11 protein-coding genes are annotated in these 13,261 nt (G+C 67.0%); all 11 read left to right on the top strand.

From position 1 onward, the window contains the following. Window positions 1–52: 52 nt before the first annotated feature. Window positions 53–2,080 carry a chemotaxis protein CheA gene (cheA, locus tag AC1DQR_RS07910; RefSeq protein ID WP_477132843.1) on the top strand — a complete coding sequence of 676 codons (2,028 nt, stop codon included), beginning with the start codon at window positions 53–55 and terminating at the stop codon, window positions 2,078–2,080. Window positions 2,081–2,101: 21 nt separating this feature from the next. After that, entirely contained in the window at window positions 2,102–2,596 is a 495-nt protein-coding gene (cheW, locus tag AC1DQR_RS07905; RefSeq protein WP_006162638.1) for a chemotaxis protein CheW, read from the top strand. Between the two features lie 71 nt (window positions 2,597–2,667). Then, complete coding sequence (locus AC1DQR_RS07900; RefSeq protein WP_477132842.1) at window positions 2,668–3,570, top strand: CheR family methyltransferase; 903 nt, start codon at window positions 2,668–2,670, stop codon at window positions 3,568–3,570. Further along, window positions 3,570–4,226, top strand: a complete 657-nt coding sequence (gene cheD, locus AC1DQR_RS07895; RefSeq protein WP_253930426.1) for a chemoreceptor glutamine deamidase CheD — start codon at window positions 3,570–3,572, stop codon at window positions 4,224–4,226. Before AC1DQR_RS07900 ends, cheD begins: the two co-directional genes overlap by 1 nt. A 23-nt stretch (window positions 4,227–4,249) precedes the next feature. After that, on the top strand, window positions 4,250–5,326 hold the full coding sequence (locus AC1DQR_RS07890) for a protein-glutamate methylesterase/protein-glutamine glutaminase (RefSeq protein ID WP_416051526.1): 1,077 nt from the start codon (window positions 4,250–4,252) through the stop codon (window positions 5,324–5,326). Between the two features lie 88 nt (window positions 5,327–5,414). After that, window positions 5,415–5,810, top strand: coding sequence for a chemotaxis response regulator CheY (gene cheY / locus AC1DQR_RS07885; RefSeq protein ID WP_043357014.1), 396 nt, complete (start codon window positions 5,415–5,417; stop codon window positions 5,808–5,810). 10 nt (window positions 5,811–5,820) lie between these two features. Next, on the top strand, window positions 5,821–6,456 hold the full coding sequence (gene cheZ / locus AC1DQR_RS07880; protein WP_043358525.1) for a protein phosphatase CheZ: 636 nt from the start codon (window positions 5,821–5,823) through the stop codon (window positions 6,454–6,456). Between the two features lie 267 nt (window positions 6,457–6,723). Beyond that, window positions 6,724–7,866: a flagellar biosynthesis protein FlhB gene (gene flhB, locus AC1DQR_RS07875; protein WP_477132841.1), complete on the top strand. Its 1,143-nt coding sequence runs from the start codon at window positions 6,724–6,726 to the stop codon at window positions 7,864–7,866. Continuing rightward, window positions 7,863–9,950: a flagellar biosynthesis protein FlhA gene (flhA, locus tag AC1DQR_RS07870; RefSeq protein ID WP_416051528.1), complete on the top strand. Its 2,088-nt coding sequence runs from the start codon at window positions 7,863–7,865 to the stop codon at window positions 9,948–9,950. Before flhB ends, flhA begins: the two co-directional genes overlap by 4 nt. A gap of 13 nt (window positions 9,951–9,963) precedes the next feature. Continuing rightward, window positions 9,964–12,405 carry a flagellar biosynthesis GTPase FlhF gene (gene flhF, locus AC1DQR_RS07865; protein WP_416051529.1) on the top strand — a complete coding sequence of 814 codons (2,442 nt, stop codon included), beginning with the start codon at window positions 9,964–9,966 and terminating at the stop codon, window positions 12,403–12,405. Window positions 12,406–12,408: 3 nt separating this feature from the next. Further along, complete coding sequence (locus tag AC1DQR_RS07860) at window positions 12,409–13,227, top strand: MinD/ParA family ATP-binding protein (RefSeq protein ID WP_416051530.1); 819 nt, start codon at window positions 12,409–12,411, stop codon at window positions 13,225–13,227. Window positions 13,228–13,261 lie beyond the last annotated feature (34 nt).

Genomic DNA, 13,261 nt, shown 5'->3' with positions numbered 1-13,261 from the left:
CTGCCATGCCGGCAGCGGGCTTCGCAGCAAAATTCAGTGAGCCAGGACGGTTATGTCTGTCGATATCGATATCACGCAGTTCTACCAGACCTTTTTCGAGGAGGCGGAAGAGCTCCTCGTGGAAATGGAGCAACTGCTGCTTGGGCTGGATCTCGAATCCCCCGATGCGGAAGAGCTCAACGCGATTTTTCGCGCGGCGCACTCTATCAAGGGCGGCGCGGCCACGTTCGGCTTCGCCGCCCTGACCGAAACCACGCACCTGCTGGAAAACCTGCTTGACCGTACACGGCGGCGGGAACTGGCGTTGTCCCGGACCATCATCGACACTTTTCTGGAAACCAAGGACGTGTTGCAAGATCAGCTCAACGCCTACCGTAACGGTACGGAACCCGATCCGGAAACGCTGGCGCGTATCTGCGCCGTTCTTCAACAACTGGCGCTCGAGGCTGCGGGCGGCACGCCGGCGGCGCCCGCCCCGGCTGCGCCTGTTGCCGCAGCGGCAGCCGCGGCACCGGTGGCATCGGCACCCGCCGGCGGTGGCCTGAAGGTGACGCTGGTCAAGGTGTCGCCTTCGGACCAGGCGCTGTTGCGCGAGGAACTCGCCAACCTGGGCGAGATCACGGGCCAGAAGGAAGAGGGCGGCGATCTCACCGTGTGGCTGTCGAGCCAGTGCAGCGCCGATGACATCATCGCGGTGTGCTGCTTCGTCGTCGACGGCGACCAGATCGTCGTGGAAGCGGCGGATGCGCCGGCGCCGGCAGCGGCCGAGCCGGTAGCTGCGGCCGCTGCGCCCGCGCCGGCCGCCGCCGCACCGGCGCAGGCTCCGGCCGCGCCCGCGCCCGCTCCCGCCAAGGAAAAAGCCAAGGCGCAGCCCGCCGCGGCCGCGCACGCGCAGGAGAACGGCTCCATCCGCGTGCCCACCGAAAAGGTGGACCAGATCATCAACCTCGTGGGCGAACTGGTCATCACGCAATCGATGCTGGCGCAGACCGCATCCGCGCTCGATCCGGTGCTGTTTGACCGCTTGTTCTCCGGCATGGGCCAGCTCGAGCGCAATGCGCGCGACCTGCAGGAAGCGGTGATGTCGATCCGCATGATGCCGATGGACTACGTCTTCTCGCGCTTCCCGCGCCTGGTGCGCGATCTGGCCGGCAAGTTGGGCAAGCAGATCGACCTGGTCACCTTCGGCAAGGCCACCGAGCTCGACAAGAGCCTGATCGAACGCATCATCGATCCGCTGACCCACCTGGTGCGCAACAGCCTGGACCATGGCATCGAGACACCGGACTTGCGCGTTGCCGCGGGCAAGGAACCCACCGGGCAGCTGATCCTGTCGGCCCAGCACCACGGTGGCAACATCGTCATTGAAGTGAGCGACGACGGCGGTGGCCTGCGCCGCGACAAGATCCTCGCCAAGGCGCTGCAGAATGGCCTGCCGGTGTCGGAGAACATCAGCGACGATGAAGTCTGGCAACTGATCTTCGCGCCGGGATTCTCCACCGCCGAAGCGGTGACCGACCTGTCCGGCCGCGGCGTGGGCATGGACGTGGTCAAGCGGAACATCCAGGAAATGGGCGGCCACGTCGAGGTCACCTCGCGTCCCGGCCAGGGCACAACCACCCGCATCGTGCTGCCGCTGACGCTGGCGATCCTGGACGGCATGTCCGTCAAGGTGGGCGCCGAGACCTTCATCCTGCCGCTGAACTGCGTGATGGAGTCGCTGCAGCCCAAGCCGGAAGACGTGCACACGGCCGCCAACAACGACCGCGTGATGCATGTGCGCGGCGAGTACCTGCCGCTGCTGGAGCTGCACCGCGTGTTCAACGTGGCCGAAGCCGTGCACGAGCCGACCCAAGGCATCGCCGTGATCCTGCAGGCCGAAGGCAAGCGCTTCGCGCTGCTGGTGGACCAACTGATCGGGCAGCACCAGGTCGTGCTGAAGAATCTCGAAACCAACTACCGCAAGGTGCCTTGCATTTCCGCCGCCACCATCCTTGGCGACGGCAGCGTGGCACTGATCGTGGACGTCGGCGCGCTGCAGCGCACCGGAGTGCGCCGCCAAGACCCGGCGCTTGCTTAACGCTCAGGAGAACAAGACATCATGGCCGGCATCGGACACATCGATACCCCCGGGAGCGAAGCTTCCGGGCAGGAGTTCCTGGTTTTCACGCTGGGGAGCGAAGAGTATGGCATCGACATTCTCAAGGTGCAGGAGATCCGCGGCTACGACGCGGTGACCCGCCTGGCGAATGCGCCTGACTTCATCAAGGGCGTGACCAATCTGCGCGGCGTGATCGTGCCGATCGTGGACCTGCGCCTGAAGTTCCGCCTGGGCAACGTGCGCTACGACCACCAGACCGTGGTCATCATCCTCAATATCGCCGGCCGTGTGGTTGGCATCGTGGTGGATGGCGTATCGGACGTGCTGACCCTGACCGGCGAAGCCATCAAGCCGGCGCCGGAGTTCGGCGTCTCGGTTTCCAACGATCACCTGACCGGCCTTGGCACTGTCGACGGCCGCATGCTGATCCTGATCGACATCGAGAAGCTGATGACCAGTGCCGAAATGGAACTGGTCGAAGCCGAGCTCGCCTGATCCCGACCGGATCCGCCTGAGTTCACCAAAGCAAGCCCCAGCAAGACCACGGCCAAAAGCCCTCGCAACACATGACGCAGCTTCGCCCAACCGCCTTTGCCGCCGGCCCGCAATCAGCGCAGCCCGCTTCCCTGCGGCGCGACGAGCCGCGTGACTTCCTGCTGACCGAGCGGGACTTCGAGAAGATCCGCGCGATGATTCATCGCCGCGCGGGCATCTCGCTTGGCAGCCACAAGCGAGAGATGGTGTACAGCCGGCTGGCGCGGCGGCTGCGCACGCTGCAGCTGGTTGATTTCGGCACTTACCTGGCGATGCTGGATGCCGATGACGGCTCGGACGAGTGGGAGTTCTTTACCAACGCGCTCACCACCAACCTGACGTCGTTCTTCCGCGAAGCCCATCACTTCCCCTTGCTGGCGGAGCACGCCAAGAAGACCGGCCGGCCCTACTCGGTATGGTGCTCGGCCGCGTCCACCGGCGAGGAACCCTACTCGATCGCCATCACGCTGGCCGAGGCGCTCGGCGAGCGCGCCGCCACGGTGCTGGCAACCGATATCGATACCCAGGTGCTGGCCAAGGCCCGCTCCGGTGTCTATATGGCCGAGCAGGTGAACAAGCTCTCGCCGGAGCGGCTCAAGCGCTTTTTCCTCAAGGGCACCGGCCAGCGCGCCGGCGCGGTCAAGGTCAAGCCAGAACTGGCGGGCACCATCAGTTTCGAGCCGCTCAACCTGCTGGCGCCGGACTGGGGGATTCGCGAGAAGTTCGACGCGATCTTCTGCCGCAACGTGATGATCTACTTCGACAAGCCTACCCAGGGCAAGATCCTGGAGCGCTTCGTGCCGCTGCTCAAGCCGCACGGGCTGCTGTTTGCGGGCCACTCCGAGAATTTCTCCTACGTGACGCGCGCCTTCCAGCTGCGCGGGCAGACTGTCTATGAACTGGCGCCGCAGTCGGCCCGGCTGGGAGGATCGTGATGCGCACGCCCCAATTGCCCGAGGCGATCGCCACCCGCAGCTACTTTGACCGCGAATTCGGCAAGCAAGCCATCAAGTTGCTGCCCAACGAGTATTACGTGACCCGCGAGGACGTGGTGCTGACCACGGTGCTCGGCTCGTGCGTAGCGGCATGCATCCGCGACGAGACGGCCGGGGTAGGGGGCATGAACCACTTCATGCTGCCGGACGACGATGGCGCGGGTGCGGATCGGCTGCTGTCCGCATCGATGCGCTACGGCTCCTACGCGCTGGAAGTGCTGATCAACGAATTGCTGAAGATGGGCGCGCGCCGTGAGCGGCTCGAAGCCAAGGTGTTCGGCGGTGGCGCGGTGCTGGCCAACATGACCACGCTCAATATCGGCGATCGCAACGCCGAGTTCGTGCTCAGGTACCTGAAGGCCGAGGAGATCCGCGTGGCCGCCCAGGACCTGCGCGGCCCGCACGCGCGCCGCGTCAGCTATTTTCCGCTTACCGGGCTGGCGCTGGTGCGCCGGCTCACCCGACAGGACGACCAGGTGGTGGTCGAGCGCAATGAACGCGCGCTGGCACGCGCCATCGCCAGCTCCGCGACGGCGCCCGCAAAGGGCGGCGCGGAACTGTTTTCGCGGCGCGCGCCGTCGGCTGCCGTTTCCTGATACGACAAGGACTTTTTCCAGACATGACTGCGGCCAAGATCAAGGTATTGTGCGTGGACGACTCCGCGCTGATACGCAGCCTGATGACGGAGATCATCAACAGCCAGAGCGATATGGAGGTGGTAGGTACCGCCCCCGATCCGCTGGTGGCGCGTGACCTGATCAAGCGCCTGAATCCGGATGTGCTTACGCTGGACGTGGAAATGCCGCGCATGGACGGGCTGGATTTCCTCGAGCGGCTGATGCGCCTGCGCCCGATGCCGGTGCTGATGGTGTCGTCGCTGACCGAGCGCGGCTCGGAAATCACGATGCGCGCGCTGGAGCTCGGCGCGGTGGATTTCGTCACCAAGCCCAAGCTCGGCATCCGCGACGGCCTGATGGATTACACCGACACCATCGCCGACAAGATCCGCGCGGCGTCGCGCGCGCGTATCCGCAGCAAGGCACCCGCCAGCGGGGAAGCGGCAGCGCCGGCTACCCCGATGCTGCGCAGCCCGTTGCTGTCCACGGAGAAGCTGATCATCGTCGGGGCGTCCACCGGCGGCACGGAGGCCATCAAGGACTTCCTGATGCCGATGCCGCCCGATTGCCCCGCCGTGCTGATCGTCCAGCATATGCCGGCCGGCTTCACGCGTTCGTTCGCGCAGCGCCTGGACGGCCTGTGCCGGATCACGGTCAAGGAAGCGGAGCACGGCGAGCGCGTGCTGCCCGGCTACGCCTATATTGCCCCGGGCGACTCGCACCTGCTGCTTGCGCGCAGCGGGGCCAACTATGTGGCCCACCTGTCGCAGGAGCCGGCGGTCAACCGCCACCGGCCGTCGGTCGAGGTGCTGTTCGATTCGGCCGCCAAGCACGCCGGCAAGAATGCCATCGGCGTGATGCTGACGGGCATGGGCAAGGACGGGGCGCAAGGCATGCTGCGCATGCGCGAGGCCGGCGCCTATAACCTGGCGCAGGACGAAAGCAGCTGCATCGTATTCGGCATGCCCAAGGAGGCGATTGCCGCCGGCGGGGTGCATGAGGTAGTACCGCTGCACGCGATGAGCCAGCGCGTGATGGCACGCCTGGCCACCTTCGGGACACGCGCGCAGCGAGTTTGACAGGGCACAAGCGCCAGCCCGGCCGCACGCCGGCCGGGCCGGCGCAAGTATTGCAGCAACTTTCCACAACTGTATTGGAGCCGTTAGAGTGGACAAGAACATGAAGATCCTGGTGGTCGATGACTTCCCCACCATGCGTCGCATCATCCGCAACCTGCTTAAGGAACTGGGCTTTGCCAACGTCGAGGAAGCCGAAGACGGCGCCGCGGGCCTGGAGAAAGTCAAGGACGGCAGCTTCCAGTTCGTCATTTCCGACTGGAACATGCCGAACATGGACGGCCTGAGCATGCTGCAGGCGATTCGCGCCGAAGGCCCGTTAGCCAAGCTGCCGGTGCTGATGGTGACGGCCGAGGCCAAGAAGGAGAACATCATCGCCGCGGCACAGGCCGGCGCGAACGGCTATGTGGTCAAGCCGTTCACGGCAGCGACGCTCGATGAGAAGATTACCAAGATCTTCGAGAAACTGGCGAAGGAAGGGGCATAAGGTGGGCGACATGTCGACGACTCCGACTCTCAGCAACGAATCTGCCGAGCAGCTGTTCCAGCGCATTGGCGCCCTGACGCGGATGCTGCGCGACAATATGCGYGAATTGGGGCTCGACAAGGAAATCGAGCGTGCCGCACAGGCCATCCCCGATGCGCGCGACCGGCTCAGCTATATCGCCTCCATGACCGAGCAGGCTGCCGAGCGCACGCTGACCGCGGTGGAGCTGGCGCAGCCGATCCAGTCCGGCATGGAGAAGCAGGCCGAGGCGCTCGACAAGCGCTGGGAAGCCTGGTTCGAAACGCCGGTGGAGCTGGGAGACGCGCGCGAACTCGTGCTCGACACCCGCGCCTTCCTGACCGACGTGCCGCAGCAGGCCCGCGCCACCGGCAGCCACCTGCTCGACATCATGATGGCGCAGGACTTCCAGGACCTGACCGGCCAGGTCATCAAGAAGATGATGGACATGATCCACTCCCTGGAGCAGGAACTGCTGCAGGTGCTGATCGACAATGTCCCGGCCGATCGCCGTGTGGAAGCGCCGGCTACGTTGATGAATGGGCCGCAGGTGAACCCCGAAGGCAAGGCCGACGTGGTCTCCGACCAGTCACAGGTCGACGACCTGCTCGCCAGCCTGGGCTTCTGATCGCCAGGCACGGACCGCGGCGCCGCTAGCGGCGCCGCGCCATCCTGCGTGCGCCCCTTCGCCCGGGTGCACTGCCGGAGCGCCCCCGCCGCCAAGGCGGGGGCTGCGCATCGCGCATGCCGCCCCTCCCCCGCGCGCCGCGCCCAAGCGGCGCCATCGCGCAAACAGCGCCAGAATCCCAGTCCTATTCCGGCTAATGCCCGCCGGTCTGCGCTCCGATAATCGATCCTGACGAACGGCCGCATGCCGCTTCGTAACGGAGCGGCCATGTCCGAAGAAAGCGATCTCGAGAAAACCGAACCCGCCTCAGCGCGGCGCCTGGAAAAGGCGCGCGAAGAGGGGCAGGTCGTGCGTTCGCGCGAGCTCGCCACGCTGATCATGCTGATGAGCGGCGTAGTGGGCCTGTGGACGCTGGGCGGCACGCTTGCCAACAAGCTCGATGCCGTGTTGCACGCTAGCCTGGCCTTCGAGCCGGCGATTGCCTTCGACACGACGCGCATGATGTCGCGCTTTGGCATCGCGGTCTGGGAGGGCCTGCTGGCCTTCCTGCCGCTGCTGCTGTTCTTTGGCGCGGCAGCGCTGGCCGGCCCCATGCTGCTGGGCGGCTGGATGTTTTCCGCGAAGTCTTTCGCCCCGGATTTCTCCCGCCTCTCGCCCCTCAAGGGGCTGGGCAGGTTGTTCTCCTCGCAGTCGCTGGTGGAGCTGGCGAAGGCCATTGCCAAGGCGCTGCTGGTTGGCAGCGTCGCCGGCTGGGTGCTGTGGCGGCGGTTGCCCGAGGCCATCGCGCTGATGAGCGCGCCGATCCACGAAGCGCTGCTGCACATGCTGGAGATGGTGCTGAGCTGCTCCGCGATGGTGGCGGGTTCGCTGGTGCTGGTGGCCGCGCTCGATGTGCCCTGGCAGTACTGGACCTTCTACAAGAAGCTGCGCATGACCAAGGAAGAGGTCAAGCAGGAGCACAAGGACAGCGAAGGCGACCCGCACATCAAGGGGCGCATCCGCCAGCAGCAGCGTGCCATGGCCAAGCGCCGCATGATGTCGGAAGTGCCGAAGGCGGATGTGGTGGTCACCAACCCCACCCACTTTGCCGTGGCGCTGCGCTACGAAGAAGGGCGCATGAGCGCGCCGCGCGTGGTCGCCAAGGGCAGTGACGCCGTTGCCGCGCGCATCCGCGAGATTGCCGTCGAGAACGGCGTGCCGTTGCTGTCCGCGCCGCCGCTGGCGCGCGCACTGCATCGTCACGTAGAGCTGGGCAGGGAAATCCCTGCCGGCCTGTACACCTCCGTGGCCGAAGTCCTGGCCTGGGTCTATCAACTGAAGCACTGGCACCACAGCAGCGGCCCGCATCCGGCGGCACCCTCCGATCTGCTGGTGCCTGACGAGTTAGTCGTACCGGAAAGCCAAGCATGAACGCATTGACCTCGCTGTTCAAACTGCCGGGGGGCCAGACAGGCGGGCAGATGAAGGCCCTGGCCGGCCCGCTGCTGATCATCATGATCCTCGGCATGATGATCCTGCCGCTGCCGCCCTTTATCCTGGATCTGCTGTTCACGTTCAACATCGCCCTGTCGATCATGGTGCTGCTGGTGGGCATGTACACCCAGAAGGCGCTGGACTTCGCCGCCTTCCCGGCGGTGCTGCTGTTCACCACGCTGCTGCGCCTGTCGCTCAACGTGGCCTCGACCCGGGTCGTGCTGATGGAAGGGCACACCGGGCCGGATGCCGCGGGCAAGGTGATCGAGGCCTTCGGCCACTTCCTGGTCGGCGGCAACTTCGCGGTGGGCATCGTGGTGTTCGCGATCCTGGTGGTGATCAACTTCATGGTCATTACCAAGGGCGCGGGGCGTATCGCTGAAGTTGGCGCGCGCTTCATGCTCGACGCCATGCCCGGCAAGCAGATGGCGATCGACGCCGACCTCAACGCTGGCCTGATCAATGAAGACGGCGCCAAGAAGCGCCGCGCCGAGGTCTCGCAGGAATCGGACTTCTACGGCGCGATGGACGGTGCCAGCAAGTTCGTGCGCGGCGATGCCGTGGCGGGCCTGATGATCATGTTCATCAACGTCGGCGCCGGCATGGTGGTGGGCATGGTGCAGCATGACCTGGACTTCGCAACCGCGGTGCGCAACTACACGCTGCTGACCATTGGCGATGGCCTGGTCGCACAGATCCCGGCGCTGGTGATTTCCACCGCTGCGGGTGTGATCGTTTCGCGGGTCTCCAACGAGCAGGATGTGGGCCAGCAACTGACCGGCCAGCTGTTCTCCAATCCGCGCGTGCTCTACCTGACCGGCGCCATCATTGGCATGATGGGCATCATCCCGGGCATGCCGCACTTCGCCTTCCTGGCCTTTGCCGGCGCGCTGGTGTGGTTCGGCCGCTATGTGGCACGCCGCGACGTGGCGCAGGCGCAGGAAAAGACGCGCGAGGAACGCGCTCCCGCGGTGGCGCCGGAATCGACCGAAGCCAGCTGGGACGATGTCACCCTGGTCGATCCGCTTGGCATGGAGGTGGGCTATCGCCTGATCCCGCTGGTGGACCGCGCGCAGAACGGCGAGCTCCTCGGGCGCATCAAGAGCATCCGCAAGAAGGTGGCGCAGGAGATCGGCTTCCTGGTGCCGGTGGTGCATATCCGCGACAACCTGGAACTCAAGCCCAACGCCTACCGCATCACGCTCAAGGGCGTCGAGATCGGCCGCGGCGAAGCCGCGCCCGGGCAGTGGATGGCGATCAACCCCGGCCAGGTGTCCGGCGCGCTGCCGGGCACGCCCAGCCAGGACCCGGCCTTCGGCCTGCCCGCGGTGTGGATCGAGAGCGGCCTCAAGGAACAGGCGCAGACCTACGGCTACACCGTGGTGGACGCAAGCACGGTAGTGGCGACCCACCTCAACCACCTGATCCACATGCACGCGGCTGAACTGCTTGGCCGCCAGGAAGTGCAGGCGCTGCTCGACCGCATCGCCAAGGAATCCCCCAAGCTCACCGAAGACCTGGTTCCCAAGGTCATCACGCTCACCGCGTTGCAGAAGATCCTGCAGAACCTGCTGGACGAAAGCGTGCCGATCCGCGACATGCGCACCGTGCTGGACGTGGTGGCCGAGCACGCGCCGAAGGTCAGCGATCCCAACGAGCTCACCTCGCTGGTGCGCGTGGCGCTGGGCCGTGCCATCACCCAGCAGTGGTTCCCCAACGGCGCCGACCTCCAGGTCATCGGCCTGGACGCTGGCTTGGAGCGCGTGCTGTCGCAAGCGCTCACTAATGGCGGCGGCATCGAGCCGGGCCTGGCCGATGCACTGCTGCAGCAGACGCAAGGCGCGGTGACCAGGCAAGAACATCTGGGGCTGGATCCGGTGCTGCTGGTGCCGCATCCGCTGCGCCCGTTGCTGGCGCGCTTCCTGCGCCGGACCATGCCGCAACTCAAGGTGCTCTCGCATGCCGAGGTGCCGGACAACCGAAATATCAGGATCACCGCCATGATCGGTGGCACAGCGTGAGGGGTTTCGCAAAATGAGCGTAGCTAAATTCGTGGCGGCCAATGGCCGCGAGGCTTTGCGCCAGGTGCGCGAGGCGATGGGACCGGACGCGGTGGTGCTGTCCAACCGCACCGTTGAAGGTGGCGTGGAGATTGTCGCGATGCGCGACACCGATCTCGGCGCCATCTCCAGCAACGCGCCGGTATTCACGCCGCCGCCGGCTGCCGCGGTCGCTGTCGACGGCGCCCTTGGCGACCTGCGCGGCGAGCTGCAGACCATGCGCGCCATGATGGAGCGCCAGTTCTCCGGCGTGGGCACGCACAGCCTGCCGTCGATCGGCGGAGACCCGTTGCGCGATTCGCTGTTTACCTGGTTAGTGACCGCTGGCTTCTCCGGGCAGCTCGCCCGTTCGCTGCTGGGCCACTTGCCGCTGGGCCATGACCGGCCTGCTGCCATGACTTGGATCCGCCAGGAGCTTGCGCGCAAGGTGCCGGTGCTGAACGACGAAGATGCGCTCTTTGCCCAGGGTGGCGTGCTGGCGCTGGTCGGCCCTACCGGCGTTGGCAAGACCACCACCACCGCCAAGCTGGCCGCGCGCTTCGTGCTCAAGCACGGCCCGGAACGCCTGGCGCTCCTGACCACCGACACGTTCCGGATTGGCGCGCACGAGCAATTGCGCATCTACGGCGACATCCTTGGCGTGCCCGTGCACGCGGTCAAGGACGCGGCCGACCTGCGCTTTGCGCTTGCGGCGCTGACCGAGAAGCACCTGGTGATCATCGACACCGTGGGCATGAGCCAGCGCGACCGCAACCTGTCCGAGCAGATTGCCATGCTGGCCGGCGTGCAGGCGCCGGTGCAGCGCATCCTGCTGCTCAACGGCGCCAGCCACGGCGACACGCTTAACGAAGTCGTCCACGCCTACCGCCACGATGCCACGCCCGACGGCGGCATCGACGGCTGCATCGTCAGCAAGCTGGACGAGGCCACGCACCTGGGCTCCGTGCTCGACGTGGTGATCCGCCACCGCCTGCCGGTGTACTACGCCTCGACCGGCCAGCGCGTGCCCGAGCACCTTGAGCTCGCCAACGGCGCGGCCCTTGTCGAGCGTGCCTTCCAGACGCCGCGCCGCGGCTCGGTGTTTGCCGACGCGGAAGCCGCGCGCCGCGCCATGCCCGCGCAGGACGATGGCGAAGCCACGCGCGCGGCCAGCCCCGGCGGTGCCGACGGCATGCTGCGCTCGCTGACCGACAGCGCCAACGCGGTGGGCGATTGCGTGGAGCAACTGAACGCTGGCAGCTATAGCTTTGAACTGGTCCGCTCGCTGTGGCAGCAACGCAATGAGAGCGCATCCTCGCCGCGCCTGATGGCGCAGCAAGTGCGCGAGGCCGCCTGCCGCGACCTCGCCCGCCATTGCGACCGCTTCGTGCTGTCGCTGAGCGCCACGGTGGCCACGCCGGTGGCGGGACGGCGCGCGCCGCGCCCCTGGCAACACACGCTGTTCCTGGCGGACCGCGACGGCCTGCCGCTGGCGGCCGCCGCCGCGCCCGCCGGCCGCACCGGCCCGGCGCTGCAGGGCGGCCAAGGCGGATGGGAAGCCGATGCCGCCACGCTGTGCGCTGCCATCGCCGCCGCCCGTACCGTGGTCAACGTACTCGACGCCATGCCTGCCGCCCCCATGCTGGCACGCTGGCAGCAAGCAGGTGAGCGCTGGCTGGCCACCGCGCGCAAGACCACCCGCGTGGCCAGCGGCGGGGCTGCCGTCAAGCTCGACGCGCTGGCCGAGACGCTGACCTTCCACGCCGTGCAAGACATGGACTATCGCGGCCGCGATGCTGTGCAGTGGATCGCGCAAAGCCCGGTACGGGTGCTCGAAGGCCAGGCACGCGGCGCCCGCTCCGCCGCCGAGGGCGGTACCGAGGCAGGCTTGCTGGTGTCACGCGTGGTCGACCGCGAGAACGGCCAGACGCTCGCCGTGCACTATCTGCTGTGCGACCCGGCGCTGTCGGCCGAGGGCGCACAACTGGCCCGCTGGGCCCGCTGGGCCGAAGCCGGCGAAGCGCAACTGCGCACGCTGCGCCATGCGCTGGACCACCTGGGCCAAGGCGACGGCGGCAATGAACCCGCACAGGCTGAAGCGCAGGCCTGCGCCCGCTTGCTCGCGCTGCAGATGGGCGTGGCCGCGCTGCGCCTCGAGCAGGCCAGCGACGATTCGGTCGGCGCGTTCCTGGCCCGACTGACCGGCCGTGCGCCGGCTCGCCAGGCTTGCGGCGCCGCCGTGCTGGTCGAAGGTATCGGCCGCCTGCTGGCCTTGCTCGACGTGCTGGAAAACTATCCGGCCCGCGGCGGCCGCGCCACGCAGCCCGCTGTTCAGGAAGCCCCGCCAGAGACGTTCCAACTGGGCGGCGCCGGCGGCCTGCTCGAGGCGCGCATGAGCGGCAGCCGCGTGTTCGAGACGCTGGCGCAGGGAGAATAAGCCGTGAATTCACTCGCATCCGACCAGGCGGAAAGCCTGCGGCGCATGCTGGCGCCACGCGCCACGCGCCGCATTGCCGTGGTCGCAAGCGATGCCGGTGCCGGCGCCACCACGGTGGCACTGGGGCTGGCCAACGCCCTTGCCCTGCAAGGCGAACGCGTACTGCTCGTCGATGAGGACCGCTTCGGCGCCCGCGCCACGCGGCTTGCCGGCGCCATGCCGGAAGGCACCCTGGCCGCGGTGCTGGGTGGCGCGGTGACGCTCGATGCTGCGCTCGGCAAGCGTCCCGCCGGCACCATCGCCGTGCTGCCGGGCAGCCCCCAGGCCAATGGCGACCTGCAGTTGCTCAAGTCGTTTCGCACGGTGCTCAGCGACGCCCGCAGCGATGCGGATGGCGGTTTGTCGCAAATGGCTGGCGCGGCGCACAACCTCATCGTGGTGCTGCGTGCGGAGCCGGCCTCGATCAAAGCCGCATACGCCTGCATCAAGCAGCTCAATCACTTGTACGCCTGCCGGCGTTTCCACCTGGTGATCAATGCCGCCGCCGGGGACGCCGCCGCCAATGCGGTGCTGGGCAACCTGGCCCGTACCGCCAGCCAGTACCTTGGCGTTGAGGCCAGCCCCGCGGGCAGCCTGCCGCACGATCCGCTGGTTGAGCGCAGTACCGCATTGGGCCGCTGCGTGGTCGAGGCCTTCCCGGCCGCGCCCGCCACTGCCGCACTACGCCGAATTGCCACGGGCATTGCCAGCTGGCCAATGTCTACCGATCCCCGTTCAACCCTGTCGGTGCCGATGGTGCCGACGGCCACGGCCCTGGCTTAAGCGCCGGGACCTGCAAGCTAGGACTCACGAGAAT

The sequence above is a fragment of the Cupriavidus sp. 05L411 genome, assembly GCF_056398045.1.
Note: the sequence above shows the minus strand (reverse complement) of the source record. Positions and strands in the feature narration are given on the sequence as shown.